Here is a 21,019-nt window from a genome sequence, read left to right as displayed (position 1 = left end):
CATGACTGACATCACCCCCACCGCCACACCGCCGGCAATCGACGAACCCGGCCTCGGCCGCGTGCAGTGCTGGCCGCTGCCGACCGACGAAGACACCTTGTGGCTGCTGCTGAAAGAGGTCTTCCAGCAATACTGGCAGGATATTCACTTTGGCACGCTGGTGCCCGGCGCGGTATGGGAAATCCGCGCCCCCAACGCCCCTGTCAAGGTCAGCCTGCTGGACGGCTATGCCACCGTCGATTTCGGGGCATGGCATTTTCACCTGTGCATTGGCCATTTCAGCGGCGCCAGCCCGCAGGACGCCGCGCAACGCCGTACCGGGCGCGCCGAGCTTTACCGCGTGCTGGGCCGCGACGGCGCGCCAAAATCCTGGGGGCTGCGCCTGTTCACGGTAGCGGGCCACCAGCAGATGACGGTGTTCCTGCCCAACCCCTTCCTTGGCAGCGACGGCCGTCTGGCTTCGGCACCGGACTGGTCACGTCTGGCCGCATGGGATTATCTGCGCGAAAATTACCTGGCGCTCCCGCCCGACCCACTCGATCGTAGCGGCAGCGGCCTGGTATGCGGCGGCTGAACGCGATGTGGCGCCTGAGTGCCGGCCTGTGCCTTGGCCTGCTGATCTCCACCGCCAGCGCAGCGCCGCAACGCATCGTCTCGCTGAACCTGTGCACCGACCAGATCCTGCTGCAACTGGTCGAACGCGAGCGTATCGTTGCGCTGTCATTCCTGAGCCAGGATCCGTTCAGCATGGCGATGCATGACGCCGCGCGCGGCCTGCCCACTGCACGCGGCAACGCCGAGGAGGTGCTCGCGCTCGCGCCCGATCTGGTCCTGGTCGGCACCTACACGACACGGCACACCACCGCGCTGCTTCGCCGCTTCGGCATCCCGGTGCTCGCCGTGCCAGGCGCGCGCAGCTTTGACGAGGTCGCACACGAGATCCGCATCGTCGCAGAGGCAGTTGGCGAGCAAGCCCGTGGCGAACAGGTCATTGACGCCTTCGAAACCCGCCTGGCCCAGCTCAAGGCCACCCACCACGAACCTCGCCCGGTGACCACGCAGTTTGTATCAGGCGGCTACAGCGCCGGCTCGGGCACGCTGTACGACGACATCTTCAGCGCGGCCGGTCACCTGAATGGTGCAGCCCGCAGCGGCCTGGCAGGCTACGGCCCCCTGCCGCTGGAAAAACTCGTCGAGCACGGCCCGGCCAACCTGGTCGGCAGCGATCGCCGGCAAGGGGGGCCGACACTTGGCAATCGTCTGCTGCGTCACCCGGCCATTGCCGGAATGGGCGCGCGCGAACTCGTGCTGCCCGCCCGTCAGACCATCTGCGGCGGCCCGTGGAACCTGGATGCCGCCGAGCAACTGCGGGTCAGAGGGGCCCGCCCATGACCTGTCGCCTTGCCCCACCGGCCCTGTTCGGACTGCTGCTGAGCCTGGCAGCCAGCTCACTCTTCACCGGGTACGTGGACATGAGCCCACAACACCTGCTCCACGGCGCACTGAGCGGCGAGCCGATTCCGCAACGCATCCTGATCGACATCCGCCTGCCACGCACGATCCTGTGTCTTGCGGTGGGTTCAGCGCTGGGGCTGACCGGGGCCGCAATGCAGGGCTTGCTACGCAACCCGCTTGCCGAGCCGGGGCTGCTCGGCGTGTCCGGCGGTGCCGCACTCGGGGCGGTACTGGCGCTCTATACCGGCTTTGCCGACACTTTCTATCTGGCCTTGCCCCTCGCTGGTTTCACCGGAACCGCGATCGCAATCGGCGTCGTATTTGCGCTGGCCGGACGCCGTACTGGCACCACGACACTGATTCTGGCCGGTGTCGCGGTGTCCTCACTGTGCGGTGCGCTGATCTCGCTGGTGCTGAACTGGTCACCCAACCCCACTGCGCTGAGCGAAATCGTGTTCTGGATGCTGGGCTCGCTGGCGGACCGCAGCAGCCATGATGTCGAACTCGCGCTACCTTTCATCGCGCTCGGCGCCTTGCTGCTGCTGGGTTGCGGGCGAGGTCTGCGGGCACTGACACTGGGCGAGGAGACCGCGCACTCGCTCGGCGTCGACCTTGCAAGGCTGCGTGTGCGCGTCCTCATCGGCAGCGCACTAGCGGTCGGTGCGGCGGTTTCGGTTTCGGGCAGCATCGGCTTCATCGGTCTCGTCGCCCCTCACCTGATGCGCCCGCTTGCCGGAGGCGACCCTGCCCGGCTGCTGCCACTTTCCGCACTCGCCGGCGCGGCATTGCTGACTGCGGCCGATCTGGCGGTACGCCTGCTCCACAACACCGGCCCGGAACTGAAGCTCGGCGTGCTGACCGCATTGGTCGGAGCGCCCTTCTTTCTCGCGCTGATCCTGCGCACCCGCCAGGAGGCTGCATGACCGCCATTGCCTGTTCAGGCTTGCGCATCGAACTACGCGACCGCGTCCTGCTGGACAACATCGACTTTGCCGTCCGGCGTGGTGAGCTGATCGGCATCGTCGGCGCCAACGGAGCCGGCAAATCCACCCTGTTCAAGGCCCTGATCGGCCTGCTTGCCCCCACTGCGGGCCAGATCACGCTGGCCGGCCAGGCGCTGCGCACCTTTGCGCCTGAGCGACGCGCACGTCTGCTTGCCTATCTCGCACAAGGCCACGTCGCCCACTGGCCCTTGAGCGTGCGCGAAACGGTGGCGCTCGGCCGCTTGCCCCACGGTCCGGGAGACCGCAATACCGCGGCCATTGACGACGCACTGGAGGCGGCCGACCTGTCACACCTGGCTGGGCGCAATGTCCTCAGCCTGTCGGGCGGCGAACGGGCACGCACGATGCTGGCGCGTGCATTGGCTGTTGGTCCCGCCGTGCTGCTGGCGGACGAACCGCTCGCCGCACTGGATCCTGCCCATCAACTCCGCATCATGGCGCTGCTGCGCGCTCAGGCTGGCGCGGGCATGGCCGTGGGCGTGGTGCTGCATGATCTGCCGCTTGCGGCACGATTCTGCACCCGGCTGGTCTTGCTGCACGAAGGGCGGATGCTGGCGACCGGTACGCCGGCCGAGGTCTTGTCCGACACCATGCTGACCCAGGCGTTCGGCATCTGCGCCGCACGCTTTCAGCTCGAAGGCAGCGAGTTGCCGCTGCCCTGGCAACTGACGCCGCAAGCGCCTCAGCGTCGTTCGACCATGTAGAGCATGATAGCGGCAGCAGCCAGGAAGATCAGGCTGGGGGTCACGGCAGACAAGGCCGGTGTCCATGCATTGATGGCACCAAGGTTGGAGAACAGGCCATTCAGCAGATGGAACCCCACCCCGAGCATGACGCCCAGGAAGACCTTGACGCTGACCCCACCCATGCGGTCGTGGGTAAAACCAAATGGCAGCGCCAGTGCAATCATCACCAGTGCGGCGAAGGGGTAGATCAACTTCTTCCACAGGGCGATCTCATAGCGCCCGGAATCCTGACTGTTGTCGCGCAAGTGCCTGATGTAAGCCCAGAGCGTTGCAACCGACATACGCTCAGGCACCACCATCAGCACGCTCAGTACCTCCGGCGTCAGCTCCGAGCGCCAGGCAAGTTCAGGCAGGCGCTCGATCTCGGTGCGATCGGCATGGAAGCGCGTACGCACGACATCGGTCAGGCGCCAGTATCCACCCTCGACATACTCACCACGCGCTGCCTCGCCCAGCGACTCAAGTGCATAGGTCTCGTCAAAGGTGTAGATGCGCACGCCTTCCATGGTGCGATCCGGCTGCAAGGTGCGGACATTGACCACCATCGGCCCATCCTTCACCCACAAGCCCGAGCGCAACTGCTGCGACACCGTGGAGCTGGTTGCCGTCAGTCGCCATTGCTGTGCCGCACGCTCGGCTGGTGGTGCGATGTATTCCCCAAACACGAAGGTGAGTACCACGAACACACTGCCAATCAGGCACAAGGAGCGCAGCATCACCCAGGTGGACAGGCCTGAGGCCCGCATCACGGTAATCTCGGAGTGACGAGCGAGCGTGGTCAGCGCGTACAGCGAGCCGATCAGCACCGCAATCGGCAACAACTCATACACCCGCCCAGGCAGGATCATCGCGACATAGATCAGTGCCTGATGCAGCTGATAGCCGTCCTTGCCCACGCTATCGAGTTCGTTCACGAAGTCGAAGAAGGCAAACAGGCCAAGGAAGGCCAGCAGCACCGTGGCGGTGGCCCCGAAGATCTCGCGCGCCAGGTAGCGCATCAGGATACGGCTCATGCGCGCGCCCTCCAGAACGGAGACACCGCAAGTCGCGTGTAGAACATCAACCCCATCGCGACGATCACCACCAGGTGCGGCAGCAGCAGCGCCAGCACGAAAGGCATGCGCTCCTGCGCCACCCAGGCCTGGCAGATGGTGATCGCATTGCTATAAACAAGGTAAGTCAGCACCGCAATCAACAGGTTATTGGTACGGCCGGCCCGCGGATTGACGAAAGACAGCGGAATCGCCAGCAAAGCCAGCAGCAAGGCCGCAAGCGGCATGCCGATACGCCCGACCAGTTCGCCCAGGTTGCGCGCGTCCGGATTATGCAGCAACTCTAGGGTAGGCTTGGTGCGTGTCTTGGAGGCCAGTGCACTGGCCGATTGCGGCTGCTCGATCTGCACCTGATAGCGCTCGAAACTCATCACCCGGTAGGCGGGCGTGCCCGGCTCACCGTCGTAACGCCGCCCCTGCTCGAGGACGACATAACGGTTACCTTGCGCATCGCTTTGCAGGAAGCCCTCTGCCGCCGCGATCACGGTCAGCTTGCCTTCGTTCTGCTCGCTGACGAAGACATTGCGCACACGCCCATCCTCACCGGCACCCACTTCGACAAAAAACACCCGGCGAGCGCCTGCGGATTCACGAAAGACGCCCGGTGCAACACGCTGGGTGTCGTCGCGGCTGTCCAGGCGCTCACGATATTCGGCATTCTTCAATTGTGCCCATGGCCCCAGAAACAGGGTTACTCCGGCGATCACCAGCGCCAGCGGCACGGCAAAGCGCAGCACGGGTCCGATCCACGCCGTCAGGGGCACCCCGGAGGCGAACCACACCACCATCTCTGAATCGCGGTAGCTGCGCGACAGTGACAGCAGCACTGCGATGAAGACCGTCAGCGTCAGCACGATGGGCAGTTCGGTCAGTGCGCCGAACCCGATCAGCGCCAGCACTGCATCGGCCGGCACGCGCCCACCCGCAGCCTGGCCGAGCAGGCGGATCAGCACCGTGGTGATCAGGACGGCGAACAGCGCAACGAACACCGCTGCGGCCGCGTGGGTGAATTCCCGCAGGAGTGCGCGGCGAAAGATCATCGCAACAAGGAACCGTTATGCGTTTTGGGATAGCGCTTGCCAGGCGGTTTTGACGGCTTCACCGGCAAAGGCCCATAATCAGCCTTGATCGCGACATCTCGTCATCCCCCAGGAGCAAGCCCGTGGAATTTACCATAAAGACCAGCTCCCCGGAAAAAGTCCGGGCGGCCGTTCTCGTTGTCGGCGTGTTTGCCGACGCCACCCTGACCCCCGCCGCACAGGCCATCGACAAAGCGGCCAAGGGCAAGCTGACACAGTTGCTCAGGCGCGGCGACCTCGACGACAAGGCCGGGGCCACGCTGATGCTGCATGAGCTGGCAGGCACGGTGGCCGAGCGCGTGCTGGTGGTCAGCCTGGGCAAGGCGGCCGATTTTGGCGACAAGGCCTATCGCGACGCACTCGCCAGCACCGGCAAGGTCCTGGCCGGCGGGGTTGCCAAGGATGCCGCCATCACCCTGGCCGACGTCGAACTGCCCAAGCGCTCGCTGGCCTGGCGCCTGCAACAGGCCACCCGCCTGCTGGCCGATGCCGCATACCGTTTCGACGCCCCGCGAGCAGCAGCCAAGAGCGACAGGAAGGACAAAGGTGCACGCAAGCTGACCCTGATCATCGCCGACAAGGTTCATGCCGAACTCGAAGCCGCGGTACGCCGTGGCCAGGCGACGGCCGAAGGCATGGCGCTGGCAAAGGATCTTGGCAACCTGCCGGGCAATGTGTGCACCCCGGCCTACCTTGCCGACACCGCAAAAACCCTGGGCAAGCAGTTCAAGTTCGACGTCGAAGTACTCGAGCGTGCCGACATGGAAAAGCTCGGCATGGGCTCGCTGCTGTCGGTTGCCAAGGGCTCGCACCTGCCGCCCAAATTCATCGTCATGCACTACAAGGGCGGCAAGGCCAAAGCCAGGCCCATCGTGCTGGTTGGCAAGGGCATCACCTTCGACTCCGGCGGCATCTCGCTGAAGCCGGGTGCCGAAATGGACGAGATGAAGTACGACATGTGTGGTGCGGCCAGCGTCATCGGCACGTTCAAGGCCCTTGCCCGCATGGCACTACCGATCAACGTCGTCGGCATCGTCCCCGCCACCGAAAACATGCCTGGCGGCAATGCCACCCGCCCTGGCGACGTGGTGACCTCGATGTCCGGCCAGACCATCGAGATCCTCAACACCGATGCCGAAGGCCGTCTGATCCTGTGCGATGCACTGACCTACGCGGAACGCTTCAAACCCGAGTGCGTGATCGACATCGCCACCCTGACCGGCGCCTGCGTGGTCGCACTCGGCAAGATTCCGAGCGGCCTGCTTGCCAACGATGACGAGCTGGCGGCCGAACTGCTGCGCCGCGGCACCGAATCCGGCGACCGCGCCTGGCAGTTGCCGCTGTGGGAAGAGTATCAGGACCTGCTCAAGAGCAACTTTGCCGACATGGGGAATATCGGTGGGCGCTACGGCGGCACCATCACCGCTGCCTGCTTCCTGGCCCGCTTCACCAAGGCTTACAAGTGGGCCCACCTTGACATCGCCGGCACCGCCTGGGTATCGGGTGACGCCAAGGGCGCGACCGGCCGCCCCGTGCCGCTGCTGGCCGAGTTCCTGGCCGGGCGGGCGGACGGCCGCGAGGACTAGGCACGGTGCCGCGGGTGCAGTTCTACCACAACACGGCGGACCGGCTCGCGCTGACCTGCGAGCTGGTCGCCAATGCACAGGCCGGCGGCCGTCACATCGCGATCCGCCTGGCCGACGCAGCCCAGGCTCGCCGCCTGGACCAGATGTTGTGGACCGCTGCGCCCCTGTCCTTCATCCCGCATGTCGCAGTCGATTCACCGCTGGCGGCCGAGACGCCGGTGCTGATCGGTACTGCAGAAGCCGGCATCCGCTGGGCGCATACCGACCTGCTGTTCAATCTGGCAGAGGACATCCCGCCCGAGGTCGAGCAGTTCCGCACCGTGGTCGAGATCATCGGCCGCAGCGAAGCCGAAAAGCTGCCCGCACGCACGCGCTGGATGCAGTACAAGGCCCGCGGCTTTCCGCTCAAGGCATTCGATACCGAAACCAGGACTGCACTATGAGCGACTGGCCCAACCGACAGCACGACGGGCACCGTGATGCCCTGCCGGATGCCGCCCCCGAGCTGGAGCTTGCCGACGACCTCATCGACAAGGCCAACGCACTGCTATGGCGCCACCGCGCTGCCGATCCGCTGCCGACCGAGCACCTGCCCGACCTTGACGCCAATGCTGACGAAGACGACATCCCCATCCTGACCGAGGTGGTGGAAGACTTCGGTGACGAGATTCCGGTGTTGCAGGACAGCCTTGCCCCGGCGCCCGTGCCACAGACGGGCGTCGCCGACCCGTCCGGCCAGCACCACGCCCGTCTGGTCGAACACCTGGTCGAGATCGACACCCTGATCGCGCGCGAGGTCGAGACCTGGCTGAGCAACGAACTACCGCAACTGCTATCGCGCGAGCTCGACAGCCTGAGCGAGCGCCTGCGCATCGAAACCCTTGCCCACCTGCGCGCAACACTGCTGCCGACCCTGTCGAACCACATCGCCAGCCGGCTGGACGAACTCGAGCGCTGAGCGGCGCCGAATCCCTGCCTTCCTCCACGGCGGCTGGCTTCCATCCGCTATAATCCCGCCCTTTCCTTCAAGCGTCCGTACATACCATGGAACTGGCCAAGAGTTTCGAGCCGGCGGCCATCGAGGCCCGTCGTTATCCCGAGTGGGAGTCCCGCGGCTACTTCGATGCCGGCCTCGACACGTCCAACCCCAACGCCTTCTGCATCCTGCTGCCGCCGCCCAACGTCACCGGCACGCTGCACATGGGGCACGGTTTCAACCAGACCATCATGGACGCGCTTACCCGCTACCACCGCATGCGGGGTTACAACACGCTGTGGCAGCCCGGCACCGACCATGCCGGCATCGCCACGCAGATCGTGGTCGAGCGTCAGCTCGATGCCCAGGGCGTCAGCCGCCATGACCTCGGCCGCGAGAAGTTTCTGGAAAAGGTGTGGGAGTGGAAAGAGTATTCCGGCGGCACCATCACCCGCCAGATGCGCCGCATGGGCACCAGCCCCGACTGGAAGCGCGAGCGATTCACCATGGATGAGGGCCTGTCGCAGACCGTCACCGAAACCTTCGTCCGCCTGTTCAACGAAGGCCTGATCTACCGCGGCAAGCGCCTGGTCAACTGGGACCCGAAGCTGGGTACCGCAGTCTCTGACCTCGAAGTGGTGTCCGAAGAGGAGGACGGCAAGCTTTACCACATTCTCTACCCCTTCAGCGAAGGCCCGATCAACGGCCTCACCGGCCTTACCGTGGCCACCACCCGCCCCGAAACCATGCTCGGCGACGTTGCGGTGATGGTGCACCCCGAGGACGAGCGCTACGCCCACCTGATTGGCAAGACCGTCCGTCTGCCCATCGTCGGCCGCGACATTCCGATCATCGCCGACGACTACGTCGACCGTGAGTTCGGCACCGGCTGCGTCAAGGTAACCCCCGCGCACGACTTCAACGACTACGCCGTGGGCCAGCGCCACAAGCTGGACATGATCGTCATCCTCAAGCTGGACGGCAGCATCCCGGCCCAGGCCGAGTGCTACAGCAGCGACGGCCACGCCAAGTCCGCCCAGCCCCTGCCCGCAGACCTGGCCGGGCTGGATCGCGTCGATGCCCGCAATGCCGTCGTGGCGCGACTGGAGGCTGAAGCCGCACTGGTCGAAATCAAGCCGCATAAGCTGCAGGTGCCGCGTGGCGACCGCACCAACGTGGTCATCGAGCCCATGCTCACCGATCAGTGGTTCGTTGCCATGAGCAAGCCCGGCACGGACGGCAAGAGCATTACCGAAAAGGCACTGGAGGTGGTCGCCTCCGGCGAGATCAAGTTCTATCCGGAGAACTGGGTCAACACCTACAATCAGTGGCTCAACAACATCCAGGACTGGTGCATCTCGCGTCAGCTGTGGTGGGGGCACCGCATCCCGGCCTGGTATGACGCACTCGAGAACGTCTACGTTGCGGCCTCCGAAGCCGATGCGCTGGCGCAGTTCGAAGTCCGCCTTGCCGAACTCGAAGACAATGCCCACCACGCCGAACAGCAGGGCCGCCACGACGAAGCCGGTAACATCCGCATGCTTGCCTCCGACCTGCGCAGCAAGGGCCTGCGGCGTGACGAAGACGTGCTCGACACCTGGTACTCGTCCGCCCTGTGGCCTTTCTCCACCCTGGACTGGACGCCCGAGTGGCCGGCAAGGAGCAACGACGCACTGGACCTCTACCTGCCCTCCACCGTGCTGGTGACCGGTTTCGACATCATCTTCTTCTGGGTTGCGCGCATGGTGATGATGACCAAGCACATCACCGGCAAGATTCCGTTCAGGCACGTCTATGTGCACGGTCTGATCCGCGACGCGGAAGGCCAGAAGATGTCCAAATCCAAGGGCAATGTGCTCGACCCGATCGACCTGATCGACGGCATCGACATCGACGAACTGGTCAAGAAGCGCACCTTCGGCCTGATGAATCCCAAGCAGGCGCAGAGCATCGAGAAGAAGACGCGCAAGGAATTCCCCGAAGGCATCCCTGCCTTCGGTACCGACGCGCTGCGTTTCACCTTCGCCAGCCTTGCCAGCCCGGGCCGCGACATCAAGTTCGACCTGGCACGCTGCGAGGGCTACCGCAACTTCTGCAACAAGCTGTGGAATGCGACCCGCTTCGTGTTGATGAACTGTGAAGGCCAGGATTGCGGAGTTGTTCCCGACGAGGTTGCAGAAACAGCCGCTGATAGGCTTAGGTCAACAGTTTTCTCGTTTGCCGACCGCTGGATCGTGTCGCGCCTGCAGCGCACCGAAGCCGAGGTAGCCGCGCAGTTCGAGGCCTACCGCTTCGACATGGTCGCACGTACGGTCTATGAGTTCGTCTGGGACGAATACTGCGACTGGTACCTCGAACTGGCCAAGGTACAGATCCAGACCGGCACGCCGGAACAGCAGCGCGCCACGCGCCGCACCCTGCTGCGCGTGCTCGAGACCGTACTGCGTCTGGCCCACCCGCTGATCCCCTTCATCACCGAAGAGCTGTGGGACACGGTCGCACCGCTGGCCGCCCGCAAGGACTGCGACAGCCTGATGCTGGCAGCCTACCCGCAAGCCGACATGAGCCGCATCGACGAAGACGCCGAGTCCAGGGTCGCCGAGCTCAAGGCCCTGGTATACGCCTGCCGCAACCTGCGCGGCGAGATGAACATCTCCCCCGCCCAGCGCCTGCCCCTGGTGGCCGCAGGCGATGCCGACAGCCTCACCGGCTACGCGCCCTACCTGGCCGGCCTGGCCAAGCTGTCGGACGTACAGGTCGTGGCCGAGATCGGCGCCGACGAGCTGGCCCCGGTGGCCGTCGCGGGCGAAACCCGACTGATGCTGAAGGTCGAAATCGATGTCGCAGCCGAGCGCGAACGTCTGAACAAGGAGATCACCCGCCTGGAAGGCGAGATCGGCAAGGCCGAAGGCAAGCTGGGCAACGCCAGCTTCGTCGATCGCGCGCCTGCTGCCGTGGTGCAGCAGGAACGCGACCGTCTGGCCGGTTTCAAGGCCACGCTGGAGCAACTCCGCCCGCAGCTGGCCAAGCTGGCCGGACGCTGAACGGCAGTCGCGCCCGGCCACGGGCGCGGCCACGGGCGCGGCCACGGGCGCGGCACCATGCAAAAAGGGCCGCATCGCGGCCCTTTTTGCATGGCAAGGTCGGCAAATGCCGGCTTACTTGCGCTTCATGAAGAACTCGAAGGCCTTGTCCGCCGTCTCGCCCTGCTGCACCAGCTCGTTACCGGTCTGCTTGGCAAAGGCCTGAAAATCCTTCACCGCGCCCGGATCCGTTGCCACCACACGCACGATCTGGCCCGGCTTGACCTCGGCCAGCGCCTTCTTGGCACGCAGGATCGGCAACGGGCAATTCAGCCCGCGGGCATCCACTTCCTTGTCGAACTCCATTGTTTCGTCCCTCGGTATCTATTTGTGCAAACCTGCGGATTCTAACTCAGGTCAGGACGATGTTCCCGGTATCGCAAGCCACATCACCCCCAGGCACCGCTCACATCCCGCGCTCGCGTAGTTCTTCGCGCACCAGCGCCCGCATCTCGCGCAGGCGCGCATCGACGGCCGACAAATCATAAAAGTCGCCATCGCCCGCCTTGCGCGCAATCTCGAGCTGTTCCACCGCGGCACGATAACCGCCCTGCAGGGCATAGACTTCGGCCTGAGCGCGGTGCTGGGCAGTACGCTTGCCCAATGCCGCATTGGCGCGCGACAGCAGCTGCCACAAGCGGATATCCTCACCCCGGGTCTGCAAGGCCTGACGCACGCCCTCTGCAGCCAGCACCGGCTGCCCGCCAATGATCTGCGCATCGGCAAGCGCATAGCGCAGGCTCTGGCTCGCGGGGAAACGCTTGACCGCGCCTTCCAGCTGCGCCAGCGCAGAACGGTAGTCCCGGCGTGCCATGGCCAACTCGGCCGACAGTGTATCCACAAACGGTGACGGCTCGGCACTGCGCCGCAGTTGGTCAATGCGAACCTTGGCTTCGTCAAGGCGCCCGGCACGCAGCAAGGCGCGAGCCAGGCCGTAGCGGGTAGCGGCATCATCCGGCATGCGTGCAGCACGCTCTTCAAAATCACGCACGGCATCGACGGGCGGTACGGCAAGTACGCGCAGCTTGGCACGAACGTAGCCGAAATCCGCGGAATCCAGTACCTGGCGATATCGCATCGACGCCGCCCGGTTCTCCATGTCGGCAATACGTTCAGTGGTCAGCGGGTGGGTCCGGAGATAGGCCGGCGCGTTGTTCTCATACAAACGCCCTGCGCGCTGCAGGCGTTCAAAAAAAGACGGCATGCCGCGTACGTCGAACCCGGCCTGATCCAGCGTCTGCAGGCCCACCCGGTCGGCCTCGCGCTCGAAATCGCGCGAATACCCCAGCTGCGATTGCAGCGCCCCGGCCTGTCCGGCTGCAATCGCCGCTTCGCTGACCTGCGAGTTGCTGCGCGCAGCCAGGATGGCCACCAGCAAGGAGGCCAGCATCAGCATGCCGGCCTGACTCTGCTTGCCGACGATCTGCGCAATATGACGCTGGGTGACATGGGCGATTTCATGACCCAGCACCGAAGCGAGTTCGGACTCGGACTCGGCGGCCAGGATCAGGCCGGTATGCACACCGATATACCCGCCCGGCAATGCAAACGCATTGAGCGTGGCATCCTTGACCACGAAGAAGTCGAAGGACTGCTGCGGGTTGTTGCTGACTGCGACCAGGCGCCTGCCCAACCGGTTGACGTATTCCTCGACCTCCAGATCATCCAGGTAGGCGGCATCGCGCCAGCGAATCTCGCGGATGATCTCGGCACCGATCCGCCGCTCCTGTGCAGGCGAAAACTCGGACGCCGCCACATCACCGAGATCGGGCAGGTCAAAGGCCTGCGCTGGAAACGCCAGCGTCAGGCTGAGCAGCAGGGCAAGGAATCGTCGCATCATGGAGTGCTATGATACCTGCCCCGTGGCGTGTGTTCCCGCGCCGGTGTATCGACATGTAGCCTTGCGGCCCCAATCCAGATGAGCGACTCGCTGAACCCCACACTGACCCACTTCGACCACGAAGGCCAGGCCCACATGGTCGACGTCGGCGACAAGTCCGAAACCCGCCGCGTCGCCGTTGCAACCGGCCGCATCCTGATGGAAGCCGCAACCTTTGCCATGATCCGGTCAGGCAATGCCAAGAAGGGCGACGTGCTCGGCATCGCCCGCATCGCGGCCATCCAGGGTTCCAAGCGCACCTCCGAGCTGATTCCGCTCTGCCACCCCATCCCGCTGACCCGGGTCGCGGTCGAGTTCGACAGTGACGAGGCCAGCAGCGCCATCCGCTGCACCGTCACCGCCGAAACCGTCGGCCGCACCGGCGTCGAGATGGAGGCGCTGACTGCAGTGAGCACCGGCCTGCTCACCATCTACGACATGTGCAAGGCGGTCGATCGCGGCATGCGCATCGAAGGCATCCAGTTGCTGGAGAAAAAGGGTGGCAAGTCGGGGCACTGGACGGCCACCGACTCGCAAGCCTGAAGACACCCCTGCCAAGCAGGGGCGTCCCCTTACATCCTGAACCGGCGCAACATGCCATCGATCTGCTTGGCCATGTCGTGCAGGTTGTGTGCGGCGACGGATGTCTGCTCCACCACACCGGCGTTCTGCTCGGCCATTTCGGCAATGCGTTCGACGTTGCGGGCAATGTCGTTGGCGGCAGCACCCTGTTCGCGCAGCGCATTGGAGATGTCACCCACCACGCTGTCGACTGCCTGGGCACTGGCATTGATGCGGACAATGGCCTCGCCGGCCTGATTGGCCACTTCAACCCCATCAGTCGCACTGGTGGCGCAGTGCTCCATCACCCCGGACACGTCACCGACACTGTGCTGGATGGTGCCGATCAACTGGCTGATTTCGGTGGTGGATACCGCGGTACGCTCGGCAAGCTTGCGGACCTCGTCGGCCACCACGGCAAAGCCGCGGCCCTGCTCGCCCGCCCGGGCCGCCTCGATGGCAGCATTGAGCGCCAGCAGATTGGTCTGGTCGGCAACCTCGCGAATCACGCCCACCACGCGTGAGATCTCTCCGGTACGATCACGCAGCTCGGTCATCCGGGTGGTGGCCGACTGGATGCTGTCGGCAATCGAGCGCATACCGGTCACCGCACGATTGATCACCGTGCTGCCCTGTTCGCTCTGGTCGCCAGCCTCCTGCGCCAGTCGTGCTGCTTCGCGCGCCGAATCCGCAACATGATTGACGCTGACCGTCACTTCCTCGACCGACGCAGCCATCGACGCTGCGGCCTCGCTCTGCTGACCCGAAGCATTCGCCACGCTGTCAGCCGAGCCCGTCAGCTGCAAGGCCGAGGTCGATAGCTGTTCGGCAGCATTTTGCAGTTCGCCGATGACTTGACGCAGATTGCCCTGCATGGCCCCAAGCGCCGTACCCAACCGGCTGAGTTCGTCCTTGCCGCCGCTCAACGGAATCTGCCGATCCAGCCGTCCTTCGGCAATGGTCTCGGCCATGGCCACTGCCTCGTCGAGCGGACGGGTGATGGAACGCAATACCCCGGCGCCCACGGCAAACCCCAACAGCACTGCGGCAACGATCAAGCCGCCCAGCAACCACTGCTGGCTGCGGTACTCGCCCGCAACGTCCAGCGACAGCTGCTCGCCAGACTTGAGCTGCAACTCTGCCAGTTTGTCCAGCAAGGCGAAGCGCGACATCATCATCGCCTGCCCCTCGACGATGAAACGGCGCTGCACCGTCATCGAGAAATCGTCCTGGCTCAGAGCCGCCGTCGTGTCGCGCACCAGCGGCACGATTTCCTTCAGGGCGTCATCGAACTGCACGATCAGGGCCCGTTCCTCCGCACCGATTGCGCGGCCGGCCTGATAGGCCTGCCACGACTGGGTCAGGGTGTCGACATGCTTGCCCACCCGCTCCAGATGCAGCGAAGTCGGATGGTTGTGCAAGGCCACCAGTGCGTGTCCGGGCTGATGTTGCAGTGCGCGCAGCAACTCGAGATTGATGCCTTGTACCGCACCTCGCACGTCGCTCAGGCGCTGCACCGGCGTCAGCTGTTCCGTATGCATGCGCTGCAGGCTGGCCACGGTAGACGCCATGCCATACAGACCGAGCAAACCAATGCCCAGCATGAAGGCCAGCAACACCCCCTGCAACACCCCCAGACGTACCCCTACCTTCATTGAGGAAAACAGACTACTCATATCGAGCTCCGGCTTTTCTTGTTAGTTATTCGATGCAGAAACGACATCGCACGCAATGCATATCGGCATTGCGCGATTATGACTTTAGCCATGTATGTGAAGCCTTTTTCTGGACTAGATCAAACCTGACGCCAAAGCTCAGTCGACTGTCGTTTCGAAGCAACATCGCGGGGCTGCCGAAACACTACAACCTAGGATAGATGTGGGCCGTCCGGCCTCAGCTCCGGAAACCGAGGTTCCACGGCAACTCGCCCTGGATGAACAGACGTGCCTCGTTGGAGGTCGGCCGCGAGAAGAAGCGCTGCGTCAGGGTATGCTCGCAGACCCTGCCATCGGCCAGAAAGACGATGTCGTCGCCCAGTCGTGTGGCCTGGCCAAGGTTGTGGGTGACCATCAGGATGCGAGTGCCGTCGGTACGGATCTCACGAATGATGCGCTCGACCTCGGCGGTGGCCGAAGGGTCCAGACTGGCCGTGGGTTCATCCAGCAGCAACAGTCGGGGCCGGGTCAACCAGGCGCGGGCAAGCGCCAGACGCTGCTTTTCGCCACCCGACAACTGCGGCGCGCTGTCACGCGCACGATGGGCCAGACCGATTCGCTCGAGCACCGCCATACCGCGACGACGGCGCTCCGCGACGGCCACACCGAGCGGCTTCAGCCCCAGAGCCACATTGTCCAGCACCGAGGCGCGCAGCATCATCGGATGCTGGAACACCATCATCACGCCACGCGCCGGCCGTGCCCCACCGCCCCAGCTCACCTCACCGGCGGAAGGCTCGACCAGCCCGCAGAGAATGCGCAACAGTACGCTCTTGCCCGCGCCATTGGGCCCCAGGATCAGGGTGATCCCTTCGTCCCCAAGCGTCATATCGACGCCATCGAGAACAGCTCGGTCCTGCGGCGCAAAGCTCAAACCCTGGATGCGGATCGGAAACATGTTCGCCCTCAGCCGAAACGCCGCATCGCCCAATGGCGCAAGGCAAACGCCAGCGCATTGAGCAACAGGATGATCAGCACCAGCACCATACCCAGCGCGATGGCCAGCGGCAAATCGCCCTTGCTGGTTTCCAGCGCGATTGCGGTGGTCATGACCCGGGTGGCACGATCGATGTTGCCACCGACGATCATGACCGCGCCGACCTCGCTCATCGCCCGCCCCAACCCGGCAAGCACGGCAACCAGCAGCGAGTAGCGGCAATCGTAGAGCAGCGTGGTAACGCTCTGCCACCAGTTGAAACGCATCACTGCCAGCTCTTCGGCGTAGCGCTGCCATACATCCTCGACCACCTGCCGGGCGATTGCCGCCATCAATGGAATCACCAGCAAGGTCTGGGCAATGACCATCGCGCTTGGGGTATAAAGCAAACCGAAGCCGCCCAAGGGTCCCGAGCGCGAGAGGAACAAATAGACCACCACCCCGACCACCACCGAGGGTAGCCCCATCAAACCATTGACCAGTACCGAGGCCAGATTCTTGCCAGGGAAGCGCCCCACCGCCAGACAGGCACCCAAGGGCAAACCGATCAGGGTGCCAAGCAGCACTGCGCCCCCGCTGACCTTCAGTGACAGCCAGACGATCTCCGCCACCCGTTCATCCAGGGTGGCGAGCAGTGCAAAGGCATCGGTAAAGGTGGAAGTGAACATCGACATCGGCGGCAGGATAACTGAAGCGGGCGCATCCTGCCCGGCGGGAGGGCATGTTGCCCCCCTGCCCCAGGAAACGGGGCCTCCTCAACCGTGACGGAGGCCCCGTTCAGCTCAGAAGCTGTACCGCACGCCGCCGAAAATCTGCCGCTCGCGCCCAGCGACCTTGCCATCCACCCTGCTCACCAGATATTCGCGGTTGGCCAGGTTCTGCCCGCTGAGGAAGACGGTGTAGCCACGACCCGGCGGGGTGTAACTTACCGAAGCGTTCAACAGCGTATAAGCGGGAATCGTGCCCTCCATGCCGGAGAGATCTTCCTGTCGGGTGTTGGCGCCATCGGAGTACTGGCGGCTGACATGGTCGACGCCCAGACGCGCATCGATACCCGACGGATGCTGATAACCCGCCGACACCGAAGCCAGGTGCTTGGGCGCATAGGGCAGGCGATTGCCACTGCGGATGCCTTGAGCCGCATCATCCTTGCGGAACTCGGCGGTGAACAGATTGGTATAGGCCGCGGTCAGGTACACATTGTGGGCAGTGCCGAAAATCTTGCCGAAATCGACCCGTCCGGCCAGTTCCAGACCTGCCTGGCGCGACTTGCCGCCATTGACGAAGGTGCCCGGCGTTGCGCCACCGATCACGATCTCGTCAAATCGGGTATCGAACAAGGTCGCTTCGGTCGTCACACCGCGGAAGTAGCTTGAACGCACCCCCAACTCCCAGTTGGTGCTCTCTTCCGGGCGAGTCTTGGACACCACGGCCGAATCCGGTCCGTCAGCATCGATATCGCGATCCGGACGCGGCGGTGCAAAGCCCTTGTGCACGCCTGCAAACACCGTGGTATTGGCCAGCCCGTTCCAGGCCAGCCCAATGCCGGGCAACAACTTGGTGAAGCGGTTGTTCAGTTTCGCTTCCGGGTTTGAGTGCGACTCGCCGTCGGCGCGGCGGACGTCGGTGCGAATCCGGACCTCCTCGAGACGCAAGCCGGGGGTCAGCGACCAGTCACCCAGATAGAAGGTGTTCTGCGCATAGTAGGACCTGGCCTCAACGTCGATCTCGATGTGCTCGCGCGGCAGCACAGCAGATTTGGCATAGCCCAGACTCTGGAATTCAGGCGTATTGCCACGGAACTGCTTGCGGGTGATGTCTTCCTCGTGATGGCGCAAGCCAAACACGGCAACGTTGTCGATGCCGAACAGGCGGTGATTCAGATCCAGCCGCGGCTCGATGCCCCAGTAAGAGTACTCCCGCGGCCGCCAGCGCCCACCACAGAGATCGGCATTGGCCAGATTGGTGTTGTCCACGCCACCCGGGCAACGCTCAAGCCGCGAACGCCCGCCGGCTTCGCCTGGCTCGTTGATCTGGCGGAAGGAGGCCCGTTCGGCATGGGCGTGATAGAGCTGAGTGCTGAGCCTGACGCCTTCCTTGATGTCAAAGATGTGTTGCAGTTGCAGGCTGGTTCTCTCGTGCCGGAACTCGTCGTTCTTGCCGGTTGGCGCCTGAAACTTGTCCTCCTGCCACTCCACCGCACCAAGCCCGGTTTCGGAGATGTTTGAATCCTCGCGGTAGTAGCCCACCTTGCCGACCAGGGTATGACCTTCGGCGACATTCAGCTGACCCTTCAGGGTGTATTCCTGAATCTTGAAGTCGTGATTGTCGCGCACCCCATCGCCCTGCTTCTGCAACGCATCCAGCATGATGCCGCCGCGCTCGCCCCCCACCCCGATATTGGCATGCAGGCTGTTGAAGGCGTTATTGCCGACCGTTGCGGTAACACTGCCGGCCACGCCATCGGTTGGCACCGGGCGGGTCACGAAGTTGATCATGCCGCCAATGGTCTGTGGGCCGTAAAGCACCTGCCCCGACCCCTTCACCACTTCGATGCGGCGCACTCGATCGAGCGGCGTCGAGTAATGTGCGGAGGGGTCGCCATAGGGCGCCAGGAACAGCGGCATGCCGTCCTCCATCAACAGCGTGCGCGAAGTGCGGCGCGGATCGAGACCGCGCACACCGATGTTCAGCCCCAGGCCGAAGCTGTCCTCATCCACGATATGCAGACCAGGTACGGCATGCAGCGCCTCCTTGACCGAAAAGGGTTGGCGCTCGCGCAAGGTCCGCTCGTCGACAACGGCAAACGAACCTGGCACGGCTTCAAGATCGTCCGGCAGGATGCCGCTGACTGATACCGCGGTCAGCGTCACGGCCTCGTTCGAAGCAGCCTGTGCTGTCGACATCAGCGCAAGCGGCGACATCAGGGCGGCGGCCAGGCAAGTTGGCTTGAAAGGCATTTTGTCTCCTCGTCATATTTATATTTGGCGAAGAGTATTTAGCAAGGAGCATGCCCGTATTCAACCGCCTCCCTTCTGCATGGCGAGGTCCAGACGGGCAAGAAGACGTGCGCGGGCGGACTCGTCTCCACCCTGGAAGGCGTAACAGACCTTGAGTTGCGGCAGTTCAAGCAAGGCAATCCTGCGCGAAGCCAGCACCCTCAGCTCAAGTTCAAGTCGCATGGGCGCCACCTCGATGGCAAGACGCCCAGCTGCAGCGCTGCCGCTGACCTCAGGCCAGGCCTGGCGCAGGTCGCGCTCGAACTGCGCCGGCGTGGCGCTGAGTACCCGCTCGAAGCAAACGGGCACCGGCCGCGGGGTGAACGCCATGTTCAGCCGCCGGCAACCGGTGGCCAGATCGCCAGCTCGTCGGCATCCTTCAAGCGATGGCGGATACGCTCGGCGGGCGGAATGTAGACGCCATTGACCAGCACCAGATGCGCACTGCGCTCCGGCACGTTGTAGCGATGAATCAGATCGGCCACCGTCACGCCCTCCTCCACCTCGAGCTCCAGGCGATTGCCCTTGCGCTCGGGGGGAAGATAGTCTGTCAGCGACGCAAACAGCTTGAAGGCAATGCGCATGCCGATCCTCAACGCGTCAACGCCATCGGCTGCGAAGTGGCGACGTAAGCCTCGACGAAGGCCAGCGGGGTCTCCAGCAGGCGATCCTTCCACTTGCCCAGTCTGACCTGACCATGGATCAGGCCACGCAGCGCACCGACATGCTCGGTCAGCCCGATGGAGGTTGCACCGATCAGCACGTCGTCCTTGAACTGCAGACTGAGATAGCGGCTGCGCGTTTCGTCAACATGCTCGACGCCCTGACCACCCTTGTCCGCAGTCTCGCCCCACCACTGCCCGAAAGAGGTGGAGATCAGCCCCAGGGTATCAAGCACGTTGATCGCCAGCACGCCATTGAGCCGGGTCTGACGACCGGCCATGTTGAGCGCCGCCACCCGTGCCTGATCGGCTGCGTTGGGCTGGATCGCCGCGACCAGGTGGGCACCGGTAAACAGGTCGGGCGCCTCGGCCACGTCACCTGCGGCATAGATACCCGGAACACTGGTCTCCAGCTTGTCATCCACCAGCACCCCCTTGGCCACATGCACCCCGGTACCTTCCAGAAAGGCCACATTGGGCGCCACCCCGGCAGCGACGATGACCAGATCGCAATCGAGCGTGTCGCCGGTGGTCAGGGTCACCTTCAAGGGCGTGTCGCCGTCGTGGCGGTCGATGCGGCTGACACCCGCCTGGGTCACCACACGGATGCCCTTGTCCTCGACCCAACGCTTGATCATGCCGCCTGCCTGAGGCGTCATCATCCGCGGTACCATGCGGTCGCCCATTTCGACCACTGTCAGCTCGACTCCGCGCTTGGCCAGCGCTTCCATGATGATGCAGCCGATGAAGCCGGCGCCAAGTTGCAGCACCCTGGCACCGGGTTGGGCATGGCGGGCAATGGCGCGGGCGTCTTCCAGCGTCCAGCAGGTCTGCACCTCGGGCAGATCCACACCGGGAATCGGCGGCCGCACCGGGTGCGATCCCGTCGCGATCAGCAGCCGGTCATAGTCTTCGAAGTGACCATCGAAGAACAGGATGCGGCGCTGGTCGGTATCCAGTGCAACCGCGCGACCGCGCAATTCGCGGATACGGAGCTTTTCGAAATGGCCCGGCGCCTTGCGCAGATAGGTGCCGGTTTCGTCGATGTTCTCTTCCAGCAGATAAGGGATGGCCATGCGCGAGTACGGCGGCGCATCCTCGTTGCCCACCAGCACGATTTCGTCCTGCGGCGCGGCGCGGCGCAGGGTTTCGGCCGCCACCACACCCGCGGGGCCGTTACCGAGTATCACGTGTTTCATGCAGCATCCTCGATGCAAGGGCGTACCGCCCCTTGCGGGGCGGTACGATCAACACTGGCGGCGGCAGCTTGCCGCCGCCAGATGGC

20 protein-coding genes are annotated in these 21,019 nt (G+C 64.2%); 9 read left to right on the top strand and 11 right to left on the bottom strand.

Annotation, left to right across the window (positions count from 1 at the left end):
• Position 1 precedes the first annotated feature (1 nt).
• Genes DNK49_RS07735 through DNK49_RS07720 form a run of 4 tightly spaced genes read left to right on the top strand, consistent with a single transcriptional unit; the run spans position 2 to position 3,163 of the window.
• On the top strand, positions 2–574 hold the full coding sequence (locus tag DNK49_RS07735; RefSeq protein ID WP_207806917.1) for a DUF7676 family protein: 573 nt from the start codon (positions 2–4) through the stop codon (positions 572–574).
• A complete protein-coding gene (locus DNK49_RS07730; protein ID WP_110523765.1) occupies positions 562–1,392 on the top strand; it encodes an ABC transporter substrate-binding protein in 831 nt (276 codons plus the stop codon). The genes DNK49_RS07735 and DNK49_RS07730 overlap by 13 nt, the downstream gene beginning before the upstream one ends.
• Positions 1,389–2,378 (top strand): FecCD family ABC transporter permease, encoded by a 990-nt coding sequence (locus DNK49_RS07725; protein WP_110523764.1) that lies wholly within the window; start codon positions 1,389–1,391, stop codon positions 2,376–2,378. Before DNK49_RS07730 ends, DNK49_RS07725 begins: the two co-directional genes overlap by 4 nt.
• Complete coding sequence (locus tag DNK49_RS07720; protein WP_110523763.1) at positions 2,375–3,163, top strand: ABC transporter ATP-binding protein; 789 nt, start codon at positions 2,375–2,377, stop codon at positions 3,161–3,163. The genes DNK49_RS07725 and DNK49_RS07720 overlap by 4 nt, the downstream gene beginning before the upstream one ends.
• Here DNK49_RS07720 and lptG read toward each other — a convergent pair.
• Positions 3,142–4,218 carry an LPS export ABC transporter permease LptG gene (lptG, locus tag DNK49_RS07715; RefSeq protein ID WP_110523762.1) on the bottom strand — a complete coding sequence of 359 codons (1,077 nt, stop codon included), beginning with the start codon at positions 4,216–4,218 and terminating at the stop codon, positions 3,142–3,144. The two genes, DNK49_RS07720 and lptG, sit on opposite strands and share 22 nt — an antisense overlap.
• Positions 4,215–5,297 (bottom strand): LPS export ABC transporter permease LptF, encoded by a 1,083-nt coding sequence (gene lptF / locus DNK49_RS07710; protein ID WP_110523761.1) that lies wholly within the window; start codon positions 5,295–5,297, stop codon positions 4,215–4,217. The genes lptG and lptF overlap by 4 nt, the downstream gene beginning before the upstream one ends.
• A 122-nt stretch (positions 5,298–5,419) precedes the next feature.
• On the opposite strand from lptF, the gene DNK49_RS07705 reads away from it, so the two are divergent.
• The 4 genes from DNK49_RS07705 (at position 5,420) to DNK49_RS07690 (ending at position 10,942) form a co-directional block, all read left to right on the top strand.
• Positions 5,420–6,922, top strand: coding sequence for a leucyl aminopeptidase (locus DNK49_RS07705; protein ID WP_110523760.1), 1,503 nt, complete (start codon positions 5,420–5,422; stop codon positions 6,920–6,922).
• A 5-nt stretch (positions 6,923–6,927) separates the two neighbouring features.
• Complete coding sequence (locus tag DNK49_RS07700; protein ID WP_110523759.1) at positions 6,928–7,365, top strand: DNA polymerase III subunit chi; 438 nt, start codon at positions 6,928–6,930, stop codon at positions 7,363–7,365.
• The gene (locus tag DNK49_RS07695; protein WP_243632272.1) at positions 7,362–7,880 is read left to right on the top strand and encodes a hypothetical protein; all 519 of its coding nucleotides are present in this window, start codon (positions 7,362–7,364) and stop codon (positions 7,878–7,880) included. The genes DNK49_RS07700 and DNK49_RS07695 overlap by 4 nt, the downstream gene beginning before the upstream one ends.
• Positions 7,881–7,966: 86 nt before the next feature.
• Positions 7,967–10,942: a valine--tRNA ligase gene (locus tag DNK49_RS07690; RefSeq protein WP_110523758.1), complete on the top strand. Its 2,976-nt coding sequence runs from the start codon at positions 7,967–7,969 to the stop codon at positions 10,940–10,942.
• A gap of 114 nt (positions 10,943–11,056) precedes the next feature.
• Here the strand turns inward: DNK49_RS07690 and DNK49_RS07685 are convergent, their stop codons facing one another.
• Together DNK49_RS07685 and DNK49_RS07680 are read right to left on the bottom strand one after the other, a co-directional pair.
• Entirely contained in the window at positions 11,057–11,287 is a 231-nt protein-coding gene (locus DNK49_RS07685; RefSeq protein WP_110523757.1) for a sulfurtransferase TusA family protein, read from the bottom strand.
• 100 nt (positions 11,288–11,387) lie between these two features.
• Positions 11,388–12,821 carry a M48 family metalloprotease gene (locus DNK49_RS07680; protein WP_110523756.1) on the bottom strand — a complete coding sequence of 478 codons (1,434 nt, stop codon included), beginning with the start codon at positions 12,819–12,821 and terminating at the stop codon, positions 11,388–11,390.
• Between the two features lie 78 nt (positions 12,822–12,899).
• Here DNK49_RS07680 and moaC point away from each other — a divergent pair, with 78 nt between their 5' ends.
• Complete coding sequence (gene moaC, locus DNK49_RS07675; protein ID WP_110523755.1) at positions 12,900–13,403, top strand: cyclic pyranopterin monophosphate synthase MoaC; 504 nt, start codon at positions 12,900–12,902, stop codon at positions 13,401–13,403.
• A gap of 29 nt (positions 13,404–13,432) precedes the next feature.
• Here moaC and DNK49_RS07670 read toward each other — a convergent pair whose 3' ends face one another.
• The 7 genes from DNK49_RS07670 to DNK49_RS07640 all read right to left on the bottom strand — a co-directional run bounded on the left by DNK49_RS07670 (position 13,433) and on the right by DNK49_RS07640 (position 20,933).
• Positions 13,433–15,097: a methyl-accepting chemotaxis protein gene (locus DNK49_RS07670; protein WP_243632271.1), complete on the bottom strand. Its 1,665-nt coding sequence runs from the start codon at positions 15,095–15,097 to the stop codon at positions 13,433–13,435.
• 217 nt (positions 15,098–15,314) lie between these two features.
• Positions 15,315–16,034, bottom strand: coding sequence for an ABC transporter ATP-binding protein (locus DNK49_RS07665; RefSeq protein WP_110523753.1), 720 nt, complete (start codon positions 16,032–16,034; stop codon positions 15,315–15,317).
• An 8-nt stretch (positions 16,035–16,042) separates the two neighbouring features.
• Entirely contained in the window at positions 16,043–16,747 is a 705-nt protein-coding gene (locus DNK49_RS07660; protein ID WP_110523752.1) for an ABC transporter permease, read from the bottom strand.
• A gap of 108 nt (positions 16,748–16,855) precedes the next feature.
• Positions 16,856–19,033 (bottom strand): TonB-dependent receptor family protein, encoded by a 2,178-nt coding sequence (locus DNK49_RS07655; protein ID WP_110523751.1) that lies wholly within the window; start codon positions 19,031–19,033, stop codon positions 16,856–16,858.
• A 60-nt stretch (positions 19,034–19,093) separates the two neighbouring features.
• Positions 19,094–19,402 (bottom strand): hypothetical protein, encoded by a 309-nt coding sequence (locus tag DNK49_RS07650; protein ID WP_110523750.1) that lies wholly within the window; start codon positions 19,400–19,402, stop codon positions 19,094–19,096.
• 2 nt (positions 19,403–19,404) lie between these two features.
• Positions 19,405–19,656 carry a MoaD/ThiS family protein gene (locus DNK49_RS07645; RefSeq protein ID WP_110523749.1) on the bottom strand — a complete coding sequence of 84 codons (252 nt, stop codon included), beginning with the start codon at positions 19,654–19,656 and terminating at the stop codon, positions 19,405–19,407.
• Between the two features lie 8 nt (positions 19,657–19,664).
• Positions 19,665–20,933: an NAD(P)/FAD-dependent oxidoreductase gene (locus DNK49_RS07640; protein WP_110523748.1), complete on the bottom strand. Its 1,269-nt coding sequence runs from the start codon at positions 20,931–20,933 to the stop codon at positions 19,665–19,667.
• Between the last annotated feature and the right edge of the window lie 86 nt (positions 20,934–21,019).

This window comes from Parazoarcus communis SWub3 = DSM 12120 (assembly GCF_003226565.1).
GTDB lineage: Bacteria > Pseudomonadota > Gammaproteobacteria > Burkholderiales > Rhodocyclaceae > Parazoarcus > Parazoarcus communis.
The sequence above is the reverse complement of the archived record's forward strand: the minus strand, read 5'-3'. Positions and strand labels throughout refer to the sequence as shown.

Coding starts and splice junctions, on each gene's coding strand:
- DNK49_RS07645 (WP_110523749.1), bottom strand. CDS start 19,656: ATGCGCATTGCCTTCAAGCTGTTTGCGTCGCTGACAGACTATCTTCCC.
- DNK49_RS07720 (WP_110523763.1), top strand. CDS start 2,375: ATGACCGCCATTGCCTGTTCAGGCTTGCGCATCGAACTACGCGACCGC.
- DNK49_RS07655 (WP_110523751.1), bottom strand. CDS start 19,033: ATGCCTTTCAAGCCAACTTGCCTGGCCGCCGCCCTGATGTCGCCGCTT.
- DNK49_RS07670 (WP_243632271.1), bottom strand. CDS start 15,097: ATGAGTAGTCTGTTTTCCTCAATGAAGGTAGGGGTACGTCTGGGGGTG.
- DNK49_RS07695 (WP_243632272.1), top strand. CDS start 7,362: ATGAGCGACTGGCCCAACCGACAGCACGACGGGCACCGTGATGCCCTG.
- lptF (WP_110523761.1), bottom strand. CDS start 5,297: ATGATCTTTCGCCGCGCACTCCTGCGGGAATTCACCCACGCGGCCGCA.
- DNK49_RS07690 (WP_110523758.1), top strand. CDS start 7,967: ATGGAACTGGCCAAGAGTTTCGAGCCGGCGGCCATCGAGGCCCGTCGT.
- lptG (WP_110523762.1), bottom strand. CDS start 4,218: ATGAGCCGTATCCTGATGCGCTACCTGGCGCGCGAGATCTTCGGGGCC.
- DNK49_RS07650 (WP_110523750.1), bottom strand. CDS start 19,402: ATGGCGTTCACCCCGCGGCCGGTGCCCGTTTGCTTCGAGCGGGTACTC.
- DNK49_RS07680 (WP_110523756.1), bottom strand. CDS start 12,821: ATGATGCGACGATTCCTTGCCCTGCTGCTCAGCCTGACGCTGGCGTTT.
- DNK49_RS07735 (WP_207806917.1), top strand. CDS start 2: ATGACTGACATCACCCCCACCGCCACACCGCCGGCAATCGACGAACCC.
- DNK49_RS07685 (WP_110523757.1), bottom strand. CDS start 11,287: ATGGAGTTCGACAAGGAAGTGGATGCCCGCGGGCTGAATTGCCCGTTG.
- moaC (WP_110523755.1), top strand. CDS start 12,900: ATGAGCGACTCGCTGAACCCCACACTGACCCACTTCGACCACGAAGGC.
- DNK49_RS07640 (WP_110523748.1), bottom strand. CDS start 20,933: ATGAAACACGTGATACTCGGTAACGGCCCCGCGGGTGTGGTGGCGGCC.
- DNK49_RS07725 (WP_110523764.1), top strand. CDS start 1,389: ATGACCTGTCGCCTTGCCCCACCGGCCCTGTTCGGACTGCTGCTGAGC.
- DNK49_RS07660 (WP_110523752.1), bottom strand. CDS start 16,747: ATGTCGATGTTCACTTCCACCTTTACCGATGCCTTTGCACTGCTCGCC.
- DNK49_RS07665 (WP_110523753.1), bottom strand. CDS start 16,034: ATGTTTCCGATCCGCATCCAGGGTTTGAGCTTTGCGCCGCAGGACCGA.
- DNK49_RS07730 (WP_110523765.1), top strand. CDS start 562: ATGCGGCGGCTGAACGCGATGTGGCGCCTGAGTGCCGGCCTGTGCCTT.